Origin of the sequence: Streptomyces bluensis, from assembly GCF_014650715.1 — a bacterium.
In the GTDB taxonomy this organism is placed as follows: Bacteria; Actinomycetota; Actinomycetes; order Streptomycetales; family Streptomycetaceae; genus Streptomyces; species Streptomyces bluensis.
Genome location: NZ_BMVM01000001.1, coordinates 497,212 through 520,996, shown reverse-complemented (window position 1 = coordinate 520,996; position 23,785 = coordinate 497,212). Strand labels below are relative to the sequence as shown.

The 23,785-nt window shown below is 68.6% G+C and carries 21 protein-coding genes and 1 pseudogene; 9 read left to right on the top strand and 13 right to left on the bottom strand.

Features of this window, described 5'->3' with window-relative positions:
* Window positions 1-65: 65 nt before the first annotated feature.
* The 5 genes from dhaK to IE262_RS02395 all read right to left on the bottom strand — a co-directional run bounded on the left by dhaK (window position 66) and on the right by IE262_RS02395 (window position 5,062).
* Window positions 66-1,058: a dihydroxyacetone kinase subunit DhaK gene (gene dhaK / locus IE262_RS02415; protein WP_134042162.1), complete on the bottom strand. Its 993-nt coding sequence runs from the start codon at window positions 1,056-1,058 to the stop codon at window positions 66-68.
* A 619-nt stretch (window positions 1,059-1,677) separates the two neighbouring features.
* Window positions 1,678-2,304 carry an NAD(P)-dependent oxidoreductase gene (locus IE262_RS02410; RefSeq protein ID WP_189870902.1) on the bottom strand — a complete coding sequence of 209 codons (627 nt, stop codon included), beginning with the start codon at window positions 2,302-2,304 and terminating at the stop codon, window positions 1,678-1,680.
* A gap of 390 nt (window positions 2,305-2,694) precedes the next feature.
* Window positions 2,695-3,276 carry a TetR/AcrR family transcriptional regulator gene (locus IE262_RS02405; protein ID WP_189870900.1) on the bottom strand — a complete coding sequence of 194 codons (582 nt, stop codon included), beginning with the start codon at window positions 3,274-3,276 and terminating at the stop codon, window positions 2,695-2,697.
* Window positions 3,277-3,627: 351 nt separating this feature from the next.
* Window positions 3,628-4,179, bottom strand: a complete 552-nt coding sequence (locus IE262_RS02400) for a putative immunity protein (RefSeq protein ID WP_229877057.1) — start codon at window positions 4,177-4,179, stop codon at window positions 3,628-3,630.
* Between the two features lie 217 nt (window positions 4,180-4,396).
* On the bottom strand, window positions 4,397-5,062 hold the full coding sequence (locus IE262_RS02395) for a helix-turn-helix transcriptional regulator (RefSeq protein WP_189870898.1): 666 nt from the start codon (window positions 5,060-5,062) through the stop codon (window positions 4,397-4,399).
* 72 nt (window positions 5,063-5,134) lie between these two features.
* Between IE262_RS02395 and IE262_RS02390 the strand changes: the two genes are divergently transcribed.
* Both IE262_RS02390 and IE262_RS39280 read left to right on the top strand, forming a co-directional pair.
* A complete protein-coding gene (locus IE262_RS02390) occupies window positions 5,135-5,977 on the top strand; it encodes an aldo/keto reductase (protein WP_189870896.1) in 843 nt (280 codons plus the stop codon).
* A gap of 39 nt (window positions 5,978-6,016) precedes the next feature.
* A pseudogene (locus tag IE262_RS39280) lies at window positions 6,017-6,154 on the top strand (tautomerase family protein); the annotation flags it as partial.
* A gap of 116 nt (window positions 6,155-6,270) precedes the next feature.
* Here IE262_RS39280 and IE262_RS02385 read toward each other — a convergent pair.
* From IE262_RS02385 to IE262_RS02370, 4 genes are all read right to left on the bottom strand, one after another.
* Window positions 6,271-8,721, bottom strand: coding sequence for a glycoside hydrolase family 3 protein (locus tag IE262_RS02385; RefSeq protein WP_189870894.1), 2,451 nt, complete (start codon window positions 8,719-8,721; stop codon window positions 6,271-6,273).
* 96 nt (window positions 8,722-8,817) lie between these two features.
* Window positions 8,818-10,170, bottom strand: coding sequence for an MFS transporter (locus IE262_RS02380; protein WP_189870891.1), 1,353 nt, complete (start codon window positions 10,168-10,170; stop codon window positions 8,818-8,820).
* Between the two features lie 41 nt (window positions 10,171-10,211).
* Window positions 10,212-11,960, bottom strand: coding sequence for a sulfatase (locus tag IE262_RS02375; protein WP_189870889.1), 1,749 nt, complete (start codon window positions 11,958-11,960; stop codon window positions 10,212-10,214).
* A 39-nt stretch (window positions 11,961-11,999) separates the two neighbouring features.
* Window positions 12,000-12,605, bottom strand: coding sequence for a PadR family transcriptional regulator (locus IE262_RS02370; protein ID WP_134042144.1), 606 nt, complete (start codon window positions 12,603-12,605; stop codon window positions 12,000-12,002).
* Between the two features lie 266 nt (window positions 12,606-12,871).
* Here IE262_RS02370 and IE262_RS02365 point away from each other — a divergent pair, with 266 nt between their 5' ends.
* The 6 genes from IE262_RS02365 (at window position 12,872) to IE262_RS02340 (ending at window position 17,856) form a co-directional block, all read left to right on the top strand.
* Entirely contained in the window at window positions 12,872-13,261 is a 390-nt protein-coding gene (locus IE262_RS02365) for a YidH family protein (protein WP_189870887.1), read from the top strand.
* Window positions 13,258-13,572: a DUF202 domain-containing protein gene (locus IE262_RS02360; protein WP_229877056.1), complete on the top strand. Its 315-nt coding sequence runs from the start codon at window positions 13,258-13,260 to the stop codon at window positions 13,570-13,572. Before IE262_RS02365 ends, IE262_RS02360 begins: the two co-directional genes overlap by 4 nt.
* A 54-nt stretch (window positions 13,573-13,626) precedes the next feature.
* Window positions 13,627-14,592, top strand: coding sequence for a formylglycine-generating enzyme family protein (locus IE262_RS02355; protein ID WP_189870883.1), 966 nt, complete (start codon window positions 13,627-13,629; stop codon window positions 14,590-14,592).
* A 249-nt stretch (window positions 14,593-14,841) separates the two neighbouring features.
* Window positions 14,842-15,456 carry a site-specific integrase gene (locus IE262_RS02350; RefSeq protein ID WP_189870881.1) on the top strand — a complete coding sequence of 205 codons (615 nt, stop codon included), beginning with the start codon at window positions 14,842-14,844 and terminating at the stop codon, window positions 15,454-15,456.
* Window positions 15,457-15,473: 17 nt separating this feature from the next.
* On the top strand, window positions 15,474-16,256 hold the full coding sequence (locus IE262_RS02345; protein ID WP_189870879.1) for a phosphotransferase enzyme family protein: 783 nt from the start codon (window positions 15,474-15,476) through the stop codon (window positions 16,254-16,256).
* Between the two features lie 145 nt (window positions 16,257-16,401).
* Window positions 16,402-17,856, top strand: coding sequence for an NF041680 family putative transposase (locus IE262_RS02340; RefSeq protein WP_189870877.1), 1,455 nt, complete (start codon window positions 16,402-16,404; stop codon window positions 17,854-17,856).
* Window positions 17,857-18,250: 394 nt separating this feature from the next.
* Here IE262_RS02340 and IE262_RS02335 read toward each other — a convergent pair whose 3' ends face one another.
* The 4 genes from IE262_RS02335 to IE262_RS02320 form a co-directional block, all read right to left on the bottom strand.
* On the bottom strand, window positions 18,251-19,162 hold the full coding sequence (locus tag IE262_RS02335) for an endonuclease/exonuclease/phosphatase family protein (RefSeq protein ID WP_189870875.1): 912 nt from the start codon (window positions 19,160-19,162) through the stop codon (window positions 18,251-18,253).
* Between the two features lie 242 nt (window positions 19,163-19,404).
* Window positions 19,405-20,247: an endonuclease/exonuclease/phosphatase family protein gene (locus IE262_RS02330; protein WP_189870873.1), complete on the bottom strand. Its 843-nt coding sequence runs from the start codon at window positions 20,245-20,247 to the stop codon at window positions 19,405-19,407.
* A gap of 118 nt (window positions 20,248-20,365) precedes the next feature.
* Entirely contained in the window at window positions 20,366-21,367 is a 1,002-nt protein-coding gene (locus IE262_RS02325; RefSeq protein WP_189870872.1) for an AraC-like ligand-binding domain-containing protein, read from the bottom strand.
* 309 nt (window positions 21,368-21,676) lie between these two features.
* The gene (locus IE262_RS02320; RefSeq protein WP_189870870.1) at window positions 21,677-22,072 is read right to left on the bottom strand and encodes a hypothetical protein; all 396 of its coding nucleotides are present in this window, start codon (window positions 22,070-22,072) and stop codon (window positions 21,677-21,679) included.
* Between the two features lie 773 nt (window positions 22,073-22,845).
* On the opposite strand from IE262_RS02320, the gene IE262_RS02315 reads away from it, so the two are divergent.
* Window positions 22,846-23,784 carry a 5-dehydro-4-deoxyglucarate dehydratase gene (locus IE262_RS02315; protein WP_166681815.1) on the top strand — a complete coding sequence of 313 codons (939 nt, stop codon included), beginning with the start codon at window positions 22,846-22,848 and terminating at the stop codon, window positions 23,782-23,784.
* Window position 23,785 lies beyond the last annotated feature (1 nt).

Here is a 23,785-nt window from a genome sequence, read left to right as displayed (position 1 = left end):
GACGTGGGGGGCGGAGAGGGGGGAGTTGTGGCGGGGGGCCGTCGACGCGTCTGCGGGCGTGCCGCTCAGACCCCCCACCGCAGCCCCGGCGTCTTCACCGGCGCGTCGTACAGCCGCAGCAGTTCCTCGTCGATCTGGCACAGCGTCACCGACGCGCCCGCCATGTCGAGCGAGGTGACGTAGTTGCCGACGAGGGTGCGTGCCACGGCGACTCCGCGCTCGGTGAGCACGCGCTGCACCTCCGCGTTGAAGCCGTACAACTCCAGCAGCGGGGTGGCGCCCATGCCGTTGACGAGCAGCAGCACCGGGTTGCGCGGATTCAGGTCCTCCAGGATGGCGTTCACGGCGAAGTCGGCGATCTCGCCCGAGGTCATCATCGCGCGCCGCTCGCGCCCAGGTTCGCCGTGGATGCCGATGCCCAACTCCAGTTCCCCGGCGGGCAGATCGAAGGTCGGGCTGCCCTTCGCTGGGGTCGTACAGGCGCTCAGTGCGACACCGAAGCTGCGGGAGTTCTCGTTGACCTGACGGGCCAGCGACTCGACGCGCTCCAGGGGCTGCCCCTCCTCGGCGGCGGCCCCGGCGATCTTCTCCACGTACAGCGTGGCACCGGTGCCACGCCGACCCGCGGTGTAGAGGCTGTCGGTCACGGCGACGTCGTCGTTCACGAGCACCTTGGCGACCTGGATGCCCTCGTCCTCGGCGAGTTCGGCCGCCATGTCGAAGTTGAGCACGTCGCCGGTGTAGTTCTTCACGATGAACAGCACGCCCGCGCCGCTGTCCACCGCGGCGGCCGCGCGCACCATCTGGTCCGGCACGGGCGAGGTGAACACCTCACCGGGGCATGCCGCGGACAGCATCCCCGGGCCCACGAACCCACCGTGCAACGGCTCGTGTCCCGAACCCCCGCCCGAGACCAGCGCCACCTTCCCGTCCACCGGAGCGTCCCGCCGCACGATCACCCGGTTCTCGACATCCACGGTCAGCTCGGGATGCGCCGCCGCCAGCCCGCGGAGCGCGTCCGCGACGACGGTTTCCGCGACGTTGATCAGCATCTTCATGGGTACCTCCTGGTGAGACTGGCAGGGGAGCTCATGACCCTTATTTTTGCAGGTCGGTGTCGGCTTGGCGCATTGTTGATCTTCGCGGTACGTGGCGGTCGGAGGCGGTTTCCGGCGATTCTGATGCCGACTCAATGCTGACTTAATGCTGAGTGTAGTGACGGAATGTCAGGTACCTGTGGCACGTGGAAGTGTGGCAGCTGGAGTACTGCTGTCGGCAGCATCGACCTTGCGGCAGCGAAGGTCACGTGCGCGGGTTCTCCCGAGCGCGCTCTGGCCTCGTCGGGACTGCCGCAGCGGTTCGGGGAACGGGCCGTACTCGCCGGAGTCCGGCTCAACGGTTCCCGGAACGGGGCGTCGGTCACGGGGGCGTCCAAGTCCGGCGCCCGCTGCTGGAGTACGTGTCTTCTGGGTTGGACCACTGCCACTGTCGAGCACGGTTGCTGGGACGGTGTCCTGTCCGAGGCGTCCTGTCGGCCGAACTGGTCCGTGGGCGTGAGGTGCTGGCGAAGCGGGAGGCCCGATGGTGCGTGCCGGGGGAGGCCGGCGTTGGGGGACTGCGTTCGAGGTTCGGGCCGTGTCGTGGGCCGGGGATCGGTCGAGGGCGGAAGGGAGGTCGTCAGTCGCTGATCACGGGGCTGCGGTGGATCCACTCCCTGCCGTGCGCCGCCTGGTGCATGAAGGCGGCCACGTCCGCGCGGCTGATCGTCGGGTTGCCCTTCATCGGCAGCCGGTCCCCCGCGCTGTACGCGCCGTTGGCGGGGCCGTGGGTGAGCCGGGTGGGGTAGACGACGGTCCAGTCCAGCCTGCTGTTGCGGATGCGTTCGTCCGCGATCTCCTTGTCGGCGTAGATCGACCGCAGCAGCGTGCGGTAGATCGCCTTCTGTGTGGTGCTCGCCCAGTCCAAGGTGCGGCCGACGCCGAACGAGGACAGCCACACCAGCCGGGAGACGCCCGCTTCCTTGGCCGCACCGATCACGGCTGCCGAGGAGCGCGTGAAGAATTCGTCGGCGCGTATCGAGGCACCCCTGCCAAGGGCGGAGACGATTGCGTCGTGCCCGACCGCGGCGGCGCGGACGTCGCGGTGCGATGTGGCGTCTCCGGTGACCACCGTGACCTTGTCGGCCAGGTCACCGAGAGCCGCCGGGTTGCGTACGAAGGTGGTGACCGAGTCACCGGCCTCCAGGGCCAGGTCGATGACATGGCGGCCGGTGGGGCCGGTCGCACCGAGGATGAGCAGTTTCATGGCGAGGGAATTTCCGTGAGAGCGTCGGGTGGGGATGGGCGTACGTCTGTAGCGCCGGGCGGCCGCATGCGGGCCGCGATGACAGAAGCCGAACCGGACGGCTGTCCGCTATCGGGAACGTAGCGGACTGCTGTCCGGTTGGCAAGGGCGGATCCGGTGCGAGTCGGGTACGGGCGCCGGGCGGCGCGCCCGTCGGGTACCGGCACCGGGGGTGCGGGATGAAGCGGCCGGGCGGCCGGTATCGCGGGGTGGATGCGAAGCGGATACACAACAGGGCGGTCGGCGCATTCCGTCCGCCCGCCGCCCGCCGCCCGCCGCCCGCCGCCCGCCGCCCGCCGCCCGCCGTCCACCGCTCACCGCTCACCGTCGTTCTCGCGGGCCTGGCGGTCCTCAGTGCCGCCCCGGGGCCCCCGTGCGCAGGCCGTCCATGACGAGGTCGAGCAGCCGGGTGGTCTTGGTGTGCCAGTCTCCGCGGATGTCGATCTGCCAGATGCCGGCGATGGCGAGGAGGAAGTCGTCGGCGGTCACCCCCGGGCGGATGGTGCCGGCCTCGTGGTTGGCGTTGAGCAGAAGTTCGATCGACGCGACCACCAGTGCGTATCCCGACAGCTCCGACCCTCCCGTGGTGCTGGCGGCCTGACGCAGCGCGTCCGCCAGTCCGGTCTTGGCCATGATGAAGCGGGCCAGGCGGTCCATCCATGCACGCAGGGCCTGATCGGGCTCCCTGGTCTTCAGTAGCTCGGCCGCGCTGTCGGTGAGTTGCTGTACCTCGTGGCGGTACGCCTCAAGGGCGAGCGCCTCACGATTGGGGAAGTTGCGGTAGAGCGTGCCCTGCCCGACGCCCGCCTTCTTGGCGATCACACTCATCGGGACATTCACGGAATGCGCCAGTTCGACCAGCGCCACCTCCAGGATGCGCTCCCGGTTGCGCTGCGCGTCCGACCGCTGGGGCCCGCCATTCCTCGACTGCACATGCCCTCCTCCCGGGCCCGCGTCCGAAGCCAGCCCTTGCCTAACCGGACGGCCGTCCGCTACGCCCTCATACCGGATTGCTGTCCGGTTGTGTTTCACCATAGAGGGCGAAATCGTTCGGCGTCATTGGGCCCGTGGCGTGTTCCTCGGCGCCGGCATCCTCGCCGCGGCCGCGCCGACCGCAGGCGCCACCGCCATTCGCCGGCCCCGACACCGCGCTGCCGCCACCGGCATCGGGACCCGCACCCACTGCGGCCACCACGCACGGCGCTCAGGTGAGCCAGGATGCGGTCAACAGGCGCATCGCGGTCGCGTTCCTTGGCCTGGCCGTCAACCAAGCCACCTGTGCGTTCAAGTCCCGCTTGCGGGGACCCCACGGAGAGAGGTGTCCAGAGCAGTCATCAGCTGCGCAGCGCGGCTCTTACCGCTCGGCGCGAGCGGGTACCGCTGGAGGACATCGATCAGGACCGGTGTAGCTCGTTCGCGGGCCTCTTCGATCGCCCTGTTCCCGGCCCTGGGATCCTCGCCTGCGTCGATTTCGGCGATGCGTGCCGCATTCGCAGCGGCGCGCAGGATGTGGCCCACCTGGTGAGCCTTCGCGATCGGGTGCAGATAAGCGGCAGATGCGGCATCACCGGCGGCTTGTGCAGCGAGACGTGCTGTTTCGGTGGCAGTCTCCTTCGCCGCGCGGTGAGCGTCCATCGACGTGACACGCTGGAGCTTGGTCCTGGGCGCACCGTTGATGAACTCCCATGCCGCATCGATGGCCGCCCGCGGTCGGGTGTCACCGGGGTTGGCGTGCTCGTACACCGGGAGAACTTCCTGCGCCGTCTCGGCGACGTAGCGCGCTACGACTCGCAATTCCTCCATGGACAGTTCGAAGTCACCGTTCACGCCCGTCACGAAGCCGATCGTCCCACATTCGGGAGTGGGGCACGCTCGCGGGCAGGCCCAGCCCCTTGGTCCGACTGAGAGCGTCGAGCTTGGCTCCGCCCATGATCCGCCGGACAGGCACTAATGCCGCCTGCTGAGGCTGGACACCAGTGCGTCGAACTCGGCGGACGTCAGCCCGAGTTCGTTCCGCCGCGGCGGAGATCGACGTACTCGCCACGCACAGGCCTCACCTGCGGGTCAGGCCCATCTCGCCCGCGCGCAGGCCGGCCTGGAAACGTGAGCCCGCACCCAGGGCGACGAGGAGTTCGGCGACCCGGCGACGGTAGGTGCGCAGCGACATGCCCAGTTCGCGTGCGGCTGTCATGTCGGTCATGCCGGAGCCCAGCGCGTACAGCACCGTGCGGGCCTGCGCGTCGATCCGGGGCCGGTCGAGGTCGAAGAAGGCCGCCAGGTCGGTGGCCGTCTCCCACGCGGCTTCGAACAACGCGTACGCCCCGCTGACCAGGACAGGTTCGGCACTCATCGTGTACGTACGGTGAACGTGCGCGGACGGGCTCGCGGGCGCCGGGTCGGTGAGGATCATGGTGCGCCGGTCGATGAAGACCGTTCCCTGCAACAACGGGGTGACGGCGATGCGCACCTGGATCCCGTGAGCGGTCATCTCGCGCAGGGTCTCCCGGTCCCGCTCGTCGGCGAGGACGGCGGGGCTGTACAGCTTGCGGGCCTTACGTGCCCCGTCACGTCGTATCCGCAGGCGGGCGGCCTCGCGGGCGCCGGGCCAGGTGTCGAGGTCGCGCGCGGTGTTGACCCATTCCGCGTCGCTCGACTCCGTCAAGGGTCTGATCCGCGCCTGGAGCTCAAGGTCACTGTTGAGGACCATGATCTGTGGCATACGTCCATGGTGCCTCTGGCAGCAAGATGCCAGAGCCTGGGCAGCGCGTTGTGGGCCGTGGAGGCTGGGCCCATGAACAGAGATTTCCGTCTCGGCGGCGACCTGCCCATCAACCGGCTCGGCTTCGGAGCCATGCGCCTGCCGTCCCAGCAGGGCATGGGCGGTCCCTCCCGCGACCCCGAGAACGGCCGTGCCGTACTGCGCCACGCCGTCGAACTTGGCGTCAACCACCTCGACACCGCCGATTTCTATGTCAGCGTCGGTGGCGAGGTGCGCGCGAACACCCTGATCCGCGAAGCCCTGCACCCGTACCCGTCAGGTCTGGTCATCGCCACCAAGGTGGGCCCCGTCTTCGGCCCCGGCGGCCTCTCCCACGGCACCCCGGCCGACATGCGTGGCTTTGTCGAGGCCAACCTCGAAGGCCTGGGCGTGGACCGCCTCGACCTGGTCTACCTGCGCGTCGGTGCCATGGAACCCCCGCACGGCGAGTCCATCGCCGACCGCTTCGAGGCGCTCGCGGCGCTGCGCGAGGAGGGCCTGATCCGTCACCTCGGCCTCAGCAACGTCGACACCGGCCATCTCGCGGAGGCCCGCGCCATCGCACCCGTGGCGGCCGTGCAGAACCACGCCGCCCAGAGCGACGAAGCGGATCTCCTGTTCGTGTGCGAGGAGTCCGGCATCGCTTTCGTGCCGTTCTTCCCGGTGGGTGGCGGCCAAGGGCTCGACGACGAGCGGCTGGCCAAGGTCGCGGCCCGGTACGGCGCCACCGCCCAGCAGATCAGCTTGGCCCGGCTGCTGGCCTCCTCCCCGGTCACCCTGGCCATCCCTGGTACGGGCTCGCTCTCTCACCTGGAGGACAACATGAACGCCGCCGGGATCACCCTCACCGAAGAAGACCTCGCCGATCTCGCCTGACGTCACTGCCACCGGACGAGGGGGGACTCAGAACAGGCCCTGGTCGAGTTGCCGGAAGGGGCCCGGAGCATGGCCGAGGACGACGCGCCGCGCTTTCTGGTGGAGGCCACCGTGCCGCAGGGTGTCCTCTCCGAGCGTCGCAAGGCGGGGCTGGTTGAGGAGGCGACGAAGACCGTCCCGCAGGTGATGCCGAGCACGCGTTCCACCTCGCGGATGTGTCCGCTGCCGTTGAGTCGTCCGCGGCGGGCCAGGCACGGTCCCCGGCCCGCCGCGGGCTTCACTGCGACCGGTGGTCAGCGCAGGCGCACCGGCATTGAGGTGGGCAGGTCGTCGGCGCTGGAGCCGACGTGGAGTGTGAACTCTCCCGGTTCGTAAGCCCACGCGCCCTCGGCCCAGTGTGCGAAGGCACGGGCCGGGACGGTGATCTTCACGGGCTCCGTGGCGCCCGGGGCGAGGCGGACCACTTCGTGGCCGACCAGCCACCGCGCCGGGCGGTCGACGGCCGTGTGCGCGCGCGACGCGTAGACCTGGACGACGTGTTTGCCCGCGCGGTCGCCGGTGTTGGTCACCTCGGCGCGGACCTCCACCGCACTGTCGGGGCCGAATTCGGTGGTGGCGGTGGCCCGGTTCACAGCCCAGGTGGTGTAGCCGAGTCCGTAGCCGAACGGGTAGGCGGGGGTGGCCCCGGATCGCAGCCACGCGCGGTAGCCCACGTGGACACCTTCGTCGTACCGCACTGTGCCGTTCACGGGCGTGACGTCGAGCACGGGCACGTCGCTCTGCCGCGCCGGCCATGTGGTGGGCAGCCGGCCGCCGGGCTCGCGGGTTCCGGTGAGTACGTCGGCCAGGGCGTTGCCGTACTCCTGGCCGCCGAACCAGGTCAGCAGGACGGCGGCGGTGTCGTCGCGCCAGGGCAGTTCGACCGGTGAGCCGGAGTTGACGGCCACCACCGTGCGGGGGTTGGCGCGGGCGACGGCGGACACGAGGGCGTCCTGGCGGCCGGGCAGGGCGAGCGAGGTCCGGTCGAAGCCCTCCGATTCGACGCCGCTGTTCGTGCCGACGACGACCACCGCCACGTCGGCCCGCGCCGCCGCGGCGGCGGCCCGTTCGATCAGCCCGTCGGGGTCGGAGTCGTCTGCCTCCGTACCGAGCGTGTACGCGAGGGCTCCGGCGAGGCCGGTGTCCTTGGGAATCTCGTACTCGACGCGGATCTCCACCACTTGGCCCGCGGTCACCGGGAGGGCCGCGGAGGTGGTCGGCGGGTGCAGGAAGGCGGCGCCGAGTTGTTCGTCGGCGAGCGGGACATCGGCGTCCAGGACGAGTTCCCCGTCGGCCCAGATGCGCGAGACTCCCGGGGCGGCGACGCCGAGGCGCAGTGTCTCGGAGCGGGGGGAGGTGTAGCGGGTGGTGATTTCCAGGGTGTCGGAGCGGTCGACCGGGGCGCTTCCGCCGAACCAGACGAGCCGGGTGGCGCGGCGGTCCTCGGTGAAGAGTTCGCGCTTTTCCTCCAGGAAGCGTACGTGTACCCCCGGCTCGCCGGTGGCGGGGTTGGTGAGGGCGTCCAGGGGCAGTTCGGCGATGCCTTCCTGGACGACGGCGCCGAGGGCGTATTCGACGTCGGCTTCGGGGAAGGCGGCGATGATGCCGTCGAGGGGGCTGACGACCTTCTCCGGTACGACGGTGGCGCTGCCGCCGCCCTGGGTGCGGGCGAGGTCGGCGTTGTGTCCGATGACGGCGATCCGGGTCACCGCGCCGGGGTCGAGCGGCAGCACACCGGTGTTGCGCACCAGTACCATGCCCTCCGCCGCCGCCTCGCGTGCGAACCCGGCGCCGGAGCCGCAGTCGGGCGTCGCGGCCGGTTCCACGGCGCTGGTGCCCTCCAGGGCGCCGACGCGCGCGGCGAGGGTGAGGATGCGCAGGACCTTTCGGTCGATGTCCGCCTCTTCGACGGCGCCGGATTCGACGGCGGCGAGCAGGGCGTCGCCCCAGGCTCCGCGAGGACCGGGCATCTCCAGGTCCTGGGCGGCCCTGGCGGCGTTCGTGGAGCGGACGGCCGTCCAGTCGCTGATCACCACGCCGTCGAAGCCCCACTCCGAGTTCAGCGGGGTCTCCAACAGGTCGTTCTCGGTCGCGGTGACTCCGTTGACGGCGTTGTAGGCGCTCATGACGGCCCAGGCCCGGGCCTCGGTCACGGCCTTCTCGAACGGCAGGAGGTACACCTCGCGCAGTGTGCGCTCGGAGACCTCCGTCGAAGCCGTGAAGCGGTCGGTCTCGTAGTCGTTGGCGATGTAGTGCTTGGGGGTCGCGGCGACCCCGTTGTCCTGGATGCCCCGCACGTAGGCGGCGGCGAGGCGGCCGGTCAGCAGCGGGTCCTCGCTGAACGCCTCGAAGTGCCGCCCGCCCAGCGGGGAGCGGTGGAGGTTGATGGTGGGGCCGAGCACCACGTCGACGCCCTTGGCGCGGGCCTCGTGGGCGATGACCGCGCCGTAGCGGTACGCGACGGTGTCGTCCCAGGAGGCCGAGAGGGAGGTCGCGCTGGGCAGGTTCAGGGAGGGTGCGCGTTCGTCCCAGACCGGTCCACGTACCCCGGAGGGGCCGTCGGACATCAGGATGCTGCGCAGTCCGATCTTTTCGAGGGGCCAGGTCGACCAGAAGTCGCGTCCGGTGAGCAGCTTGACCTTCTCGGCGAGGGTCAGGCGACCCAGGAGTTCTCGCGTATCGGGGGCCGCGGGGTTGGCGGGCACGGTGGTGCCTTTCTCTGTGGGACGAGGGGAAGAGGCGAGTTTCTCCGCCGGGAGCAGGTGCGGTGGACGTCCTCGCCGGAGACGGGGGCCTGCGGATCAGGCGGGCCCGTGGGCGAGCCTGCGGCGCTCTTCGAGTGCGTGCCTGACACGCCGCGCGTCCCGTGGGTAGGTGGTGTGAAGCACGCCGAGCACCGCTGCGTTGAGGAGCATGCAGACCACCATGACCCAGAGGAAGACCTCCTGGAGGCCGAGGCTCTCGGCGAGTTGGCCGGCGGCGAGGGCGAAGATGGCCCAGGCGATGGTCTCGAAGACGGACAGCCAGATGGCGAATGCCTGGCCCCGGAGTTCGGGGAGGACGACCGCGGTCACCAGGGGCCGGTTCGCCGAGGGGTTCACGCCCTGGCCGAAGCCCATGAGGGCCCAGAAGACGCAGTAGATCCCGATCCCGCCGGGGTAGTGGAACTGGGTCCCGAAGAAGGCCACGACGGCGAAGAGGACCTGGGCGAGCTGGAGGTAGCTCACGCGCCCCCGCTGCGGCCAACGCCGGTCGACCCAGGCCAGGAGGTAGCCGCCGCCGACAGTTCCGGCCAGGTAGCCGATGCCGAAGGGGATGCCCACCACGGCCGCGACGGCGTTGCTGAACCCGCGTTCGGAGACCAGGAACTGGATCCCGAAGATGACGATGAGCAGGTGCCCGGAGAGGAGCCGGGAGAGCATCATCACCGAGTAGGTCGGGATGCGGAAGAGCGAGAGCACGGACTTCACCGTGACGGTGTTCTTCACCCGGGCCGTCTCGTCCAGGTCCGCGAGCTGTTCCTCGGCCGCGCCGACCCCGGGGTCCTTGAAGGCGAACGCGACGAGGAGCCCGGCGAGGACGCAGACCCCGCCGATCGCCCACATCCCATAGCGCCAGCCGTCGGTGAAGCCCGTGAAGAGAGCGATGACCGGGCCGATGACCTGGCCGAACGTGTTGGCGATGCCGTAGAGGATGCCGACCGCCTTTCCCCGTTCGCGGTCGGCGAAGGAGTCGGCGATCACGGCGTTGGCGATCGGGGAGGCGCCGATCAGACAGGCGGCCATGAGGGTGTTGAACAGCAGCAGCGTGCCGAAGTTCTGCGCGAACCCCGCGAGCACTCCGAAGAGACCGCCGAGGACGGTGGTGAGCACCAGGGTGGCGCGGCGGCCCATCCGTCCCGCCACCCACACCCAGAACGGGCCGGTCGGCACGGAGGCGACCTTTCCGAGCGCCGCGAGCGTGCCCAGATGGCCACTGGTGAGGCTCAGGGCGCTGGATATGGAGGGGAAGAGGGTGGCGGTCGCGTTGCCCTCGGTGTTGTCCACGGAGATGACGCCGGTGAGGGTCAGCAGGTTGCGCCAGCGGTGGGGGACGCGGGAGGCGGTGGCGGTGTGGGGTGCGGCAGCAGGTGCCGCGGACTGTTCCGTTGCCATGGGGTGGTTCCTGTCGGTTCAGGCAGCCATGGGGAAGATGGCTACACGTCCTGAAGGCAGTCCGCGAGGGACCGCAGCGTGCCGGCGGGAATGACCGCCCACCGCGCCAGGTCGACCAGGCTCGACTGCGAGGGGAAAGCGATGAGTTCGGTGTGGGTGAGGCCGGGGAGGTGTTCCTCGACCGCCGTCCTGACGGCTGGATCCTGAAGCAGTTCGAGGACCGGCCGCGTGAGGAGACCGCCGTCCGGCAACTCCTCGGGCGCCGGCATCGGCTCCGCGAGTGCGGCCGCGCGTTGCGCCTGGTCCCGGACGAGCAGGTGCTGCTCGGTGATCTCGCCGTCGTAAGGGATGCCGAGCCGTTCGAACTGGCTGCGGGGAGCGTCGCAGTCGTGGAGGAGGCCGGCCAGCAGGCGCAGCATGCGCAACTCGGCCTCCGGATCGTCGAGGGGGTGCTGCTGCCCGGGGTCGTTCTCAAGGTCGAAGAGCAGGGTTCCGTGCCGCCAGGGGTTCATCCACCCGCCGGTCGTGGGGATCCGCAGGGTGCGCAGCCCCTTGGTGAACGGGAACGGGTCGGCCGGCTCCCAGTCGGCCAGTTCCGTCACGCCGAAGCGCGCCCGCATGTGCGTCGGCATGAGCGTGTACTCCTCCAGCGGGCCGTTCTCCGGGCTCGCCGCGGCGCGCATGTACACATGGCGGCCGTCCGTCACGTTCACATGACCGCCGTGGATACCGAACAGCGCGCCCTCGCGCAGTCGCCGGTCGTCGCCGAGAACGGCCGCGAGGTCCCGCCCCTGCATGTCGGGCGGGGTCTCCAGCCCGAAGTAGTTCAGGAGGGTGGGCGCGATGTCGATGGTCTGCGCGAGCGCGCCCCGGCGGGTGTCCACGCCCCGGGTGCGTGGGTCCCACAGGAACATCGGCAGATGCACGAGTTCGTTGAACCACGGCATCACCGACTTCGCCCACCAGCCGTGCTCGCCGAGCAGGAAGCCATGGTCGGTGTTGACGATCAGCAGAGTGTCGTCCCACATGTCGTGCTCGTCCATGACGTCGAGCACCCGGCCCAGCGAGTGGTCGCACATCGACACGAGGGCTGCGTACCGGCGTCGTGCGTGCTCGACCTGGTCCGCGGGCTCGGTGACCTTCTGGTAGCCGGGCCAGTCGAACTCGGGGCCGGCGTGGTCGTCCGGATAGCGGGAGGTGTACGGCTCGTGCACGAAGAAGGGCTCGTGCGGGTCGAAGAGTTCCAGTTGCAGCAGCCAGCGGTCCGCGCCCGCGTTGGTGTGCAGGAAGTGCACACCGGCGTCGACGGTACGGGTCTGGGAGTGTTCCGCCTCGGTGGGCATATAGGTGCGGTTGATCGCGTCCTGCCGACGCATGGACGGGCCCTCGCCCTCGCGGAGTCCGTCGACGACGCCTTTCCACGGATCGCCTTCCTGGCCGCGGAAGAATTCCCACGTGGTGTAGCGGGTGTGATACGTCGCCCCACCGTCCTCCCAGTAGTGCGGGTGGTCGGAGGCCAAGTGGGTGTGGATTCCCGCGTCGCGCAGTATTTGCGGCATCGAATCGTCGAAGGGCTCCAGCGGCCCCCACGAGCGGTGCAGGAAGTTGTAACGTCCGGTGTGCAATTCCCGGCGGGCCGGCATGCACGGCATTGATCCGGCGTAGAAGTTGTCGAACGTCACCGCCCGGGACGCCAGCCGCGCGAAATTCGGCGCGTCCACGATCGTATCCGCGTACGGAGCGAGCATGTGCCGGTTCAGACTGTCGAACATGAGGATGATGGCACGCACGGGAAGTGTTTCCTTCGTTCAGCGGGGTGTCGCGGACGTTCAGCGGGCGTCGCGGAGCAGCAAGAGGAGATCCGGGGCCTTCGCGTTTTCCGGAGCGTCGAGCAGCACCCGCCTCAACGTCTCCAGGCGCTCCAGATAGGCGTCTATCGCCTGGGCGCCGGCCTCGTGGGACCACTCGGCCACGAGCGTCGCCAGGTCCTCGTCGAACGCAGCGGACGTATCGACGGCTTCGCGGCGGTCACGGAAGCGGTAGCGGGCCACTTGCTCGTGACGTGCCGTGAGCTCGATGTCGATGAGACGCAAGAGCTGCTCACGCGTCATGAATCCGGCAAAGGCGAGCCGCGTCCCGAAATCCGGGTCCTGGAAACGTGTCGGAGGGCTGTACGGCCCGGTGAGCCAGTCGAGGAAGACGGTCATTCCCTCGTCGGTGATCCGGTACGTCTTGGCGTCGGTGGCACCGGCTCGCTGCTGAACGGTGTGGATCACCCACCCGCTGGCTTCCATTTTCCCCAGTGATCGGTAGACCTGACTCATCTGGGTGTTGGAACGCAGAAAGCGTCCATGGGTGTCGAGGTATTTCTTCAGGTCGTACCCGGTACTGGGGTGCCGGGCGAGCACACCCAGCAGAATGCTTTCGAGCTTCATCGCTCGCTCCTTACGGCGGCTCCGCGGGACTGTCCCTGCCCGGCGGACGATGCATGCCACAAGTGGAATGGCTAAGGTGGGGAGACCATGACACATGTTGAATGCCCCCGCAAGGGTTTGGACAGGCCGGAACCCACAGCTTCCGAGGCGCCCCGGCCGAAGGCCCGGTTTCCCGCCGGCTCGTCTCCCGGTGCGCGCTCTGCGCGCCCTCCGCGCGTGCAGACCCTCCTGCCCGGCCGGATCGCGCAAGCAGAGAGGAAGCGAACATGAGACGCCTCCGACCGCGCGAGCCGCGCTCCGGTGCCTCCATACCCTGGTACGAGGAGGGCGAGGAGCCGGACTACCGCTTCTCCCTGGCCAACGAGCGCACGTTCCTCGCATGGATCAGAACCGGGCTTGCCCTGCTGGCCGGTGCCGTCGCCGTCGCCCAGTTCGTCCAGCCGCTGACGCACAGCGAAGCAGGCCCGGCGCTCGGGGTGCTGCTGGCCGTGACCGGAACAGCGCTGTGCGCCGCGTCCTACGGACGCTGGCTACGGGTCCAGCGCGCGATGCGTCACCACCGCCCGCTGCCGATGACCCGGCTGCTCCCCGCGCTGGCCTGGGGCGCGTCCCTGTCGGGCATCGCCGTGCTGCTGCTGGTATGGAGAGTACAGTGACCACCTGGCACCCCTCCGGAACGACCCCGCACCCCGCAGACCCGCGCGACCCCGGCCTGCAAGCGGAGCGCACCGCACTCGCTCGGCGCCGCACGGCGCTCTCAGCGCTGGTGGCCGCGGCACTGGCGCTGCGCTTGGGACTGACACACGATGCCCCGCTGGTCACCGCGGCGGGCGCCTGCCTGGTGGCGACGGCGGCCCTGACCGCCAGGTCATCCGGAGTCGGCCGGCACCGGCTGCGGGCCGTGGCGTTCTGCGCCGCGGTTGCCGGCCTCCTGGTCACCGCGCAGGCGGCACTGCCCGCTCACTGACATCGGCCGCCCCATCGCTCGTAGCCCCGGCATCCACTCTCACCGAAAGGAGCAATGCCGCACATGCCCCCGCACTGCTGCCCGCCCGGTCGGCCCGGCGACCCGTCCGCCGCCCCGGCCCCTGTTGCCTTTGAAGGGAACGGTCAGGGCGACCACGCCTCCGCCATACCGCTCCCCGGCGGAACCTTCCTCATGGGCAGCGAGGACCCCGACGCCAACCCCGGCGACGGCGAAGGGCCGGTACGCGAGGTCACCGTGCACCCCTTCGCCATCGACGCCCACTGCGTGACCAACGAGCGCTTCGCCGCGTTCATCGAAGCAACCGGGTACCGCACCGAAGCCGAACTGTTCGGCTGGTCGTACGTCTTCGCCGCCTTCCTGCCCGGCGAACTGCGCCGCGCCTCCCCACGCCCGAAGAGCACCCCGTGGTGGTGCGGGGTCCAAGGGGCGTCCTGGGCATCGCCGGAAGGACCCGGCAGCGACCTTTCCGGCCGCTCGGACCATCCCGTCGTGCACGTCTCGTGGACCGACGCGAGCGCGTTCTGCCAATGGGAGGGATCACGTCTGCCGACCGAGGCGGAGTGGGAGTACGCCGCCCGCGGCGGCCTCAGGGGCAAACGCTTCCCCTGGGGCGACGAACTCACCCCTGGCGGCGAGCACCGCTGCAACATCTGGCAGGGCCGCTTCCCTTCCCACAACACCGCCGAGGACGGCTACGCCGGCACCGCCCCCGTCACCGCGTACCGGCCCAACGGCTACGGCCTGCACAATGTCGCCGGCAACGTATGGGAATGGTGCGCCGACTGGTGGGCCGCCGCCCCCTCCCGGACAAAGGGCTCCTGCCTCAACCCCGCCGGGCCCGGCAACGGCACCGCACGGGTGCTGCGCGGCGGCTCGTACCTGTGCCACGACTCCTACTGCAACCGCTACCGAGTAGCCGCCCGCACCAGCAACAGCCCCGACAGCTCCAGCGGGAATACCGGCTTCCGCGTCGCGTGGAACATCCCTCCCGGGTCCTGAAGTCGGCGTACCTCGGGCCGGTCAAGTCGTCGGCGGTCACGCCGGGGAGGAGGGTGCCGGCCTCGTGGCTGGCCTCGATTGGATCGCCGCGACCACCAGCGTGTACTCCGCCGCGCTCTCGGGCGGGGCGAACTGGTTCGACACGGCTTCTGTAGGCAGATCTGTCGCGTCTCATTGACGATGCGCAGGGCCGGGGCCTCACAGTCTGTGCTCTGCAGACGATCGCGTCTCATACGTACGGTCGCCGACGTGCTCATGACCTACTTCTCATGGACCAGTTGGGAATCCTGGGGGCTGTCGAGTCAGCCAGTCATCCCGGACCTCGTGCCGCTCTTGATAGACGACGATCTTCACCTCGAAGACTCGGCCGGCCCTCGGGTCACGACTGTGATCAACCGGTGCGCTCAGGAACTCCCGGCGAACGGATGTCCGGCCCCAGAGTCGTGGGAGGCGTACGTCCGCGTCGCGCGGGACTGGACGGTCTTCCTGGCTGACCACGGCATCCAACTCTTCGATAACCGAGCCGAGTTGCGGCGCGGCCTAAGCGCGTACGCGGTGTACCGCGCATGCGGGCCGCTGAAGGCGCGGTTCGCTGCCTCTACCTGGAACCAGCACATGAGCATCCTGTCCTTGTTCTACAGGTGGGCGGAAGACGAGGGATTCGCGTCCGCCGTGCCGTTCACCTACAAGCAGGCCGTCACGGCGTACGGCGACCGGGTGCGCATACCGTCCGTGAACCTCGCCAAGCGGCGGCTGCCGAAGCCGCACGTGACTATCAAGTACTTCGAGAAGGACTTTGCTTGTCCTTTAACCTCCGTCCCGACTCTGACGCTCCCGCTTAATGGGGTGATCATGACGGGCTGATCCGACACACTGGTCCGATGCGGCGCGATGATGAAGAGCCTTTGTCCGGCGGCAACGTCAGTGATGGTGTCGTTCGCGTCGGGGACACCGTTCGCCGTCCGGCCGGACCATGGACTCCCGCTGTGCATGCCCTGCTTGCCCACCTGCATGAGGCGGGATTCGGCGCGGCGCCTCGCCCACTCGGCATTGACGATCAGGGGCGCGAGGTCCTGACCTTCATGCCGGGAGATGTGGTCTGGCCCGACCGGTTCTCGCTGATGGAACCCGCTCGACAACTGGCGCGCGTTGCACGGCTGATCCGGGACTTCCACGACGCCGTGCAGGACTTCACGCCGCCTTGCGATGCGCAGTGGCAGACTCTGATCCCTGCTGAGGGCAGTGACATCATCGCCCACAACGACCTGGCCCCCTGGAACCTCGTGGTCGCAGGTGAGGCGCGGTGGGCCTTCATCGACTGGGACACTGCAGGTCCCGGCTCGCGCCTGTGGGATGTCGCATACGCCATTCATGGGTTCATCCCGCTGTCCGCGCATCCGGACTGGCAGAGCCCGGACGCGGCGGACCGACTGCGATTCTTCGCCGACGCCTACGGTCTTGCTGAGTCCGAGCGTTGTCGGTTGGTCCCTGTGCTGGGGCGCCGTACGCGTTCCATGCACGACTTCCTGCGCGACCAGGCAGCCCAAGGAGCCCAGCCCTGGGCAAGGCTGTGGGCTGAAGGCCATGGCGACGCCTGGCGAAACGACGCCGAATACATCGAGCAACGCGAAGACCAGTGGATGCAGGCTCTGCTCGCTGGCTGAGGCATCAGCGCCCGTGCCTGGCTCCCGGCGTCGAACGACATCTCGAACTGGATCACTCACCTGGGCATTCGCCGGACATTGAAGCGGCCTTCGTCTGATCATGTGCTCCGACCAAGGTGCACCGATCAAGACGAAGGCCGTGAGGGTGAGTCTGCTGCCTGACGCCGGTCCCGGAGAAGCGTTCACGCAAGCGTCACGCTTCCGGGAAGACTTATTCGACTGCCTGACCGCGCGCGAGGACGAACTGTTCGACCTCGTCGACGCGTTGCTGTGCGTGGACGGTCCGGTGACCTCGCCGGTGGACCTCACGCTGGTGGCCGAGCACCGGCGCGGGCACGGCGCGATGTACGAGGCACTGAACCACGGGAGTGTGAACGTGCCCCGGCTGCGGCAGGTGCTGGCCGGTCTGCCGATGCCGCGGGCCGCTGACGGCCGCCTGGTCCTGGCGGTCGACGTCAGCAACTGGCTGCGCCCCGACGCTCCGACCAGCGCGGACCGCTTGTTCTGCCACGTCTATGGCCGCAGCGGACGGTCCTCGGATCAATTCGTCCCCGGCTGGCCATACTCCTTCGTCGCCGCCCTCGAATCGGGCCGGACTTCCTGGTGCAAGCTCCTGGACGCCGTCCGTCTCGGACCCGAAGACGACGTCGCCGAGGTCACTGCCGCCCAGCTCCGCCGTGAGGTCGAGGACCTGATCGAGATGGGCCGCTGGCATGTCGGCGACCGCGACATCCTCATCGTCTTCGACGCCGGCTACGACGCCCCGCGCATGGCCCACCTCCTTACCGGCCTCCCGGTCGAGGTACTGGGACGGATGCGCTCCGACCGCGTCATGCGACGGCCGATGCCTACGCTCAAGGAGTACGCCCTGGCCTATCCCCAGGGCGGGCGGCCGCCGAAGCACGGCAAGGAGTTCCGCTTCGCCAAGCCGGACACCTGGGGTGGGCCGGACGCGGCAACCGTGCAGGTCACCGACCGGTACGGCACCGCCCGCGCGATGGCCCGGGACCGCATCCACCCCCGCCTGACCACCCGCTCCGCATGGGTCGACCACGCCGGCGAACTCCCCATCATCGAAGGCACGCTGATCCGCCTCCAGGTCGACCGCCTGCCCAACGGAGGCGACCCGCTCCCGCTCTGGCTGTGGTCGTCCGCCACCGGCCTGACCAGCGAGGAGGTCGACGTGCGCTGGCAGGCGTTCCTGAGGAGGTTCGACATCGAGCATCTCTTCAGGCTGATGAAACAGACCCTCGGGTGGACCCGTCCAAAGCTGCGAACCCCTGCGGCCGGCGAGCGCTGGACCTGGCTGATCATCGCAGCCCACACCCAGATCCGCCTCCTGCGCGAGGCCGCCGCCGACTTGCGGCGGCCGTGGGAGAAGCCCGCCGAACCCGGTCGGCTCACCCCAGCCCGAGTCCGCCGGGGGTTTAGGAACCTCCGCCCGCACCTGCACTGTCCGGCCCAAGCACCGATATCCTCAACTCCCGGACCTGGAAGGCCACTTGGCTCGAAGAACCGACGGCCCGCCACCCGCTACGACGTGGGTAAGACCGTGAAACGACCCGAGAGCATTATGGAACGAAACCGACTCAGACCATAAAGAACAAGTTGAGGACCTGTTCCTGAAGGGACTGGGCGGGCTGCGCCCGGACGGCACCGAAGACGGCGCCTACCGGGGCCGGACGACTGCGCGCAACTCAGCCGTGGGCGGCTTCGTCCTGTCCAGCGGGCTGCGGCGGCAGGACTTCACGTACCTGCTTGAGTGTGAGGTGCCAACGTTGCCGCCCCGCTCGACCGAGCTGCCGATTTGGCTGCCGGTGCCGCCCGGGGTCGCCAAGGGCCGCAAGTCCCGCACCACGTGGACGACGTACGGGCTACTCGCCCGGCTGCACCAGTACCTGCGACTACAGCGTGCCCTGGCGGTGGAGCGCTCGTCGTGGAGCCCGCCGGCCGAGTGGGCGGGAGACCCGGCCGCCCTGCCCCGTCCGCCTCCATCAGGTCACGGTGCACACCGGCCGGGGAACATCGGCCACAGTGAGATCGCTGACCACGACTCGGTGGTCTTTAGTGGGCGTATGCAGCCTGCAGCTACGGAAGTTCACGCCCCGGCCGAGGATGTAGTCGAACTTGGCCGCCTCGGTGGGGAACCCAGGCCCGGTCCTCGGGAGGGTCTTGGTGCACCGGGGATCCTTGACCGGTCCGCAGAACTGGTCGACGTCCTTGAATCCGGCCTGCCAGATCGGGGCCATGACTTTTGTGACGTGCGGCCGGGTGTTGAAGTCACCGAGAACGAGTGCGCGAGGGTGCGGTCGTGTGGCGGTCACCAGTTCTCCAGCCTGCAACTTCCTCAGTTCTTCGTGTTCGTGGCCCGGTGCGCTGAGGTGCGTGTTGAACACCCGGACCCACTGGCCGTCAAGCTTCGTGGTGAAGGACTGCATGCCACGCGCCTCCAGCCATCCCTCGTCCTCGCTGTAACCCTTCTTGTTGTGCGCCCTGACCGTGGTGCCCTTGGAGTACACGATCGCGGTGCCCAGCCGGCCCGGGCACCCGCCGTTCAGGGCGGCCAGTCCGCTCCGGTACTCGTACTTGAGTCCCGCTTCGTTGAGCTGCCGAACGGCCTCACGCACCTCGTTCAGACAGGATTCCTGCAACGCTGCCACCTGCGGAAGGAAGTGCTTGATCTGTTCCGCGATCGCCTTCGGCGTACCGAGGTCCTGCCCATTCGTGTTCCACGTCATGAACCGGTTGGGGATTGGCTTCAGGGGTACCTCGGCGGCCGTGGGTTCGCCGTCCGCAGGTCCGGCGTACGCGGGCGTCATAAGCCCCGCCACCACCGCCATCGACCCGATCAGCCCCACCTTCGTGGCGCGCCATGCTGTGCGTGCTGTGCTGCTCGTCCTACTCACGTTTCCCCCCGTTGCGTGGACAGTCGTGTGCGAAGAGACATGACACCCCATTTTCGTTGAAGGGTCTGCGATGAGCGCCCTGCGCGGGCGCCTGATGCTGCGCCAGCCCGACCGCAGCCCGTCAAACAAAACGGCCGAAGCAACTGTGAGTCGGGTCGTGGCATCCGTCCGGTACGCGGTTCGGGAACGGCCGCACGAATGCCACCGGAGGAATGACCAGCAGGGTGATTCGTGCTGCAATCTCACGGATTCCCGGAGAGACGGAACGTGGCCAGGACCAGGCGGTGATCCGACGAGGGACTGTAGAGGACCTTCGTCCGTCCCACGGTTTCGGGGCCGCCCCGGTAGAGGATGTAGTCCAGCTTCATGTTCTTGTACGTCGGTCGGCCGGGATGTGCCCAGGGGTCGGGGGCCGGGTCCGCGGCGTCCCGGAAACCCTCGCGGTAGAGGGGCTTCATCATTTTCGGGACAGCGTTGAAGTCACCTGTCAGGATCTGTCGGCCGGGCCAGGACTTCGAAAGGTCGACCAGTTCATTAATGTTGCTCGTGGGCTTCTCCCACGCGGGCGTGTCATTCCACGGGTGGGTGTTCAGGACGCGAACCTTCTGTCCGGCGATATCGGCCGTGAGCGCGACATAGCCTCGTTTCTGCGAGTCGGAACTCTTGTACTTGTATCGTTCGACCGATCCCGCTACGACACTCACCTTAGCTTTGCGGGTGAGTATCGCCTGGCCCTGGTATCCGCCCGCGCAGGCAAACGGATGCCAGTTCGTCTCCCGCCAGATGAGCATGTAATCGAGGTGGTCCTCCCACCTGAGCTGCCGTTGCAGCGTGATTGCCTGGTTCCTGCATATCTCTTGCAGGGAGATGATGTCTGCCCGCTGGTTCCTCAGGACCTTTCGCCAGCCGGACGGGACACCGTCTTCAGCGCCCCAGACGTTCCACGTCATCACCGTCACCTGCGGTGCCGCGGCAGCCGGTGCGACGGGGCCCGGGTCGGCCGATGCCGCCGCCGGCACGCCCGCGCAGAGGGCCAGGACCGTCGCCAGGACTGCGCCACGGCGCGTCAGAAGCCCGACTCGCATCGTTTACTCCTCGTCTCTGGGGGCCTCCGATAACCCGGTTGGTCCGGGCCGCTGCGTGCCCCACGGTGCCTGAGTGGTGCAGTCACGAGGATGCCGAGGGCGAGAGCGCTCGGCCTTGTCATTCCGCGCAGGGTGGTTGCCGATTCGCGCACGCCTTGGACGGGAGGTTTCTGTAGTCCCGTGGCGGGATCCCGTAGGTGGTTCGGAAGAGGCGGCTGAAGTGGGTGGGGTTGGTGAAGCCCCAGCGTTCGGCGATGGTCTGGATGGGGCGGGTGTTCAGGTGGGGGTTGGCCAGGTCGAGGCGGCAGCGTTCCAGACGGCGGTGGCGTATCCAGGCTGCCGGTGACGTGTCGTCCTCGGTGAGCAGCTGCTGGAGATGGCGCAGGGAGATGTGGTGGGCGTCCGCGATCGTCTGGGGAGTCATGTCAGGGTCGGCGAGGTGCTGCTCGATGAACGCGTTGATCTGGACCCGCAGGGCGCTGCGGCGGGCCTCCGGGCTCAGCGCATCGTCAGCCTCAAGGCAGCGGGCGATGACGGAGGCCAGGAGGTCCAGGGTGACTGAGGTGAGGGTGGGGATGTCGGCTCGGGTGAACTCGCCGGCGCGTGCGTTGAGGTCGGACAGCCAGCGCGCAAACACCCCGCCCATGCCGCTGCGCCCGCTGATCGGGACAGCGAGCAAGCCCCTCACCCTCTTCTCCGGCAGGGGCAGGAGCTTGTGAGGAAGCTGCACAATCAGTTGCGACCAGCTGTCCTGAAGAGGATGTCGGTGAGCATCGAAGGGATGACTGCTGTCCAGCACCATGAGGTCGCCCGCATGGAACGTCGTGTCGCTCCCGGCCTGAGAAAAAGACCCCTCGGCACCGAGCATGTAACTGATCATGTACACCTCGGGGTCGGAGTGCCGGATCATCTTCGCTGTCCGCGCGATCTCCAGATGTGGGAAGGACAGCGCGGACACCTGTAACTCCCCCAAGTCCACGACACGCACCTTGGCACGGAAGTCCTCCCGGTCGTTGCTGCGCTGCCGAGTGGGTATGTGCGACTCTGCTGTGTTTTCTTCGAACAGCACGAACCGCTCCGGCGCCGCCACGACCTCCGTGCTGAACTCCGTCACCAGCATTTCCAGCCCCCCGTAGCCGGTTTCCCTGCGGCTTCGAACGTGACATGGGGGGACGTACGCAGTCCAGCAGCACTTCGGTCACATATGCCGCCACGCACCGTCTCGCGGGCAACGAAGTCCCAAGATCAAGACGCGTCGAGCTTTAGAAACACGTTCATGGCACAGGGGTTCTGCGCCATGGCGTCGTCGGTGCGGCACCCGACCCTCGAACACAAAGACGGGCCCCGAAGCAACGCCTCGGGGCCCACACGGACAGGTTCTGCCAGTCGAATCCGACTGCCCTCCGATCCGTGAACGTGATGTCTGCGCTCACCAGGCGCTGGTCTCACAGGTGTAGTCGGTGTCGCCAGCAGATCCGTCATCCCAGAACGCGCGGACGAGCGTGCACCACTGCTGGTTACCTGAGATGTTGTTGACGGCTGCAGTGTCGGCAAGGTACGAGACATTCTCGCCGTACTTGCTCGTGCCGCTGCTGGCGGGTACGCCGTCCATGTAGACCTGCACATGAATCTCGGCGGCGGACGCAGAACTGCAGCGCAGGTAGCCGGTGCCGTAGACCCGCGGGCTAGAATAGGTCGGAACGGCAGCGGTAACGGTGCATGAAGTGGCTGCACCTGCTGAGGTTGCTTGTGCTGGGGCGGTGATAACACCGCCGGCAATGACCGCACTGACCGCCGCGCCTGTCATCAAATGACGAAGCTGCATATTTTCCCCCTGATCTCCGATGATTTCGACTCACTGGCGGGGAAATCTCAGAGGACATGGAAGTCCTAGAGCTTTCCCTTGCAGAATGCTTGCCCGTAGCTGCAATTAGCGCTTGGACCTGAGGTACCGTCACACAGAAGTGCGCGTCACACCCGTGCCCACCCCCGAGGACCTACCTCACCGACAGTTCACATCCTCCGACGGGACCGGCCTGCGCCACGCCCCGTCTCAGCTGGATAGGTTCGAGGACGGGGGCTAAGGGGTTGTTCGGAATTTCGACATCCAGGATGCCGAGGGGAACAGCACCGGGCCTTGTCATTCCGCGCAGCGTTGTTGCCGATTCGCGCACGCCTCGGGCGGCAGTTTCCTGTAGTCCAGCGTTCCAGACGGCGGTGGTCTATCCAGGCTGCCGGTGACGTCCGTCACGCACCTTCTCGCGGGCAATGAAGTCCGCAACGGCGTGCTGGAACCGCCCGCAAGCTCGGTGTCACCCTGATCGGCGTACTCCATTCGCGGCGCCCGTGATCTTCGCCGTAGCAGTGGTGAGGGGCCTGCTGTCTGCTTCGCTCACGCCACCTGGACGATCTGTCGGCGCCGAGGGGGCGCCGGGCCACCTGCGCTGCCCGCCCCGCGTCCCGCGGCCGGCCTTTCGCGTCGCCGGATCGCGATCCAATACCTGCACACCCATTGACCTGGCCGCGTCCGCAGACCTAGCCTCCGTCCTCATATGTAGACGATGTCTTCATATGGGGACCCCAGTCAATGGAGTGAACATGGTGGAAACTGCCGGTGTCGTCGGGCGCCTGAGCCACAGCATGGCGCGGGGCGTCCTGTCCTTCCCCCTCACCAGCTTCCGCGAGGACGGGGGCCTGGACCTGGACGCCTACCGCGCCTACCTCACCCTCCAGCTGGACGCCGGTCCGGGAGCGGTCTTCCCCGCCTGCGGCACCGGGGAGTTCACGGCTCTGGACGAGGACGAGTACCGCCAGGTCGTCACGGCCGCGGTGCGGGTGACCGACGGGCGCGTCCCCGTCGTCGCGGGCATCGGGTACGGCTGGGCGCAGGCACTGCGGTTCGCGCGCATCGCCGAGGAGTCGGGTGCCGACGCGGCACTCGTGCTGCCGCACTACCTGGTGCGGGCCCCGCAGGACGGGCTGGTGGAGCAGGTGCGCCGGATCGCCGCCGGCACCCGGCTGCCCCTGATCGCCTACCAGCGCGACCAGGTCTCCTTCACCGCCGACGGACTGCGCCGTATCGCGGAGATCCCCACCGTCATCGGGCTGAAGGACGGGCACAGCGACCTCGACCGCCTCCAGCGGCTGACGCTCGCGGCACCCGAGGGCTTCCTGTTCTTCAACGGGGCCGCGACGGCGGAGATCCAGGCGCGTGCGTACGCCGCCGTCGGGGTCCCCGCGTACTCGTCGGCCGTCCACGCCTTCGCCCCGGAGATCGCGCGGGCCTTCTTCGGCGCGTTCCAGGCGGACGACACCGCCCGGATGGACGAACTGCTGAGCGGCTTCTACATCCCGCTCGTCGAACTGCGCGACAGGGTCCCCGGCTACGCCGTCTCCCTCGTCAAGGCCGCCGCCCGGTTGCGTGGCCTGCCCGTCGGCCCGGTGCGCGCACCGCTCACGGACCCGGGCCCGGACGACCTCGCCGAGCTGACGAAGCTGCTCGACCACGGTCTGGGACTCGTCGGCGCCGGCCGCTGAC

What these genes read in the sequence shown, in the direction of transcription:
- IE262_RS02325 (WP_189870872.1), bottom strand. Translation starts at nt 21,367, where the DNA reads ATGCTGGTGACGGAGTTCAGCACGGAGGTCGTGGCGGCGCCGGAGCGG.
- IE262_RS02390 (WP_189870896.1), top strand. Translation starts at nt 5,135, where the DNA reads ATGAACAGAGATTTCCGTCTCGGCGGCGACCTGCCCATCAACCGGCTC.
- IE262_RS02315 (WP_166681815.1), top strand. Translation starts at nt 22,846, where the DNA reads ATGGTGGAAACTGCCGGTGTCGTCGGGCGCCTGAGCCACAGCATGGCG.
- IE262_RS02410 (WP_189870902.1), bottom strand. Translation starts at nt 2,304, where the DNA reads ATGAAACTGCTCATCCTCGGTGCGACCGGCCCCACCGGCCGCCATGTC.
- IE262_RS02395 (WP_189870898.1), bottom strand. Translation starts at nt 5,062, where the DNA reads ATGCCACAGATCATGGTCCTCAACAGTGACCTTGAGCTCCAGGCGCGG.
- IE262_RS02380 (WP_189870891.1), bottom strand. Translation starts at nt 10,170, where the DNA reads ATGGCAACGGAACAGTCCGCGGCACCTGCTGCCGCACCCCACACCGCC.
- IE262_RS02320 (WP_189870870.1), bottom strand. Translation starts at nt 22,072, where the DNA reads ATGCAGCTTCGTCATTTGATGACAGGCGCGGCGGTCAGTGCGGTCATT.
- IE262_RS02345 (WP_189870879.1), top strand. Translation starts at nt 15,474, where the DNA reads ATGCGGCGCGATGATGAAGAGCCTTTGTCCGGCGGCAACGTCAGTGAT.
- IE262_RS02365 (WP_189870887.1), top strand. Translation starts at nt 12,872, where the DNA reads ATGAGACGCCTCCGACCGCGCGAGCCGCGCTCCGGTGCCTCCATACCC.
- dhaK (WP_134042162.1), bottom strand. Translation starts at nt 1,058, where the DNA reads ATGAAGATGCTGATCAACGTCGCGGAAACCGTCGTCGCGGACGCGCTC.
- IE262_RS02330 (WP_189870873.1), bottom strand. Translation starts at nt 20,247, where the DNA reads ATGCGAGTCGGGCTTCTGACGCGCCGTGGCGCAGTCCTGGCGACGGTC.
- IE262_RS02355 (WP_189870883.1), top strand. Translation starts at nt 13,627, where the DNA reads ATGCCGCACATGCCCCCGCACTGCTGCCCGCCCGGTCGGCCCGGCGAC.
- IE262_RS02370 (WP_134042144.1), bottom strand. Translation starts at nt 12,605, where the DNA reads ATGAAGCTCGAAAGCATTCTGCTGGGTGTGCTCGCCCGGCACCCCAGT.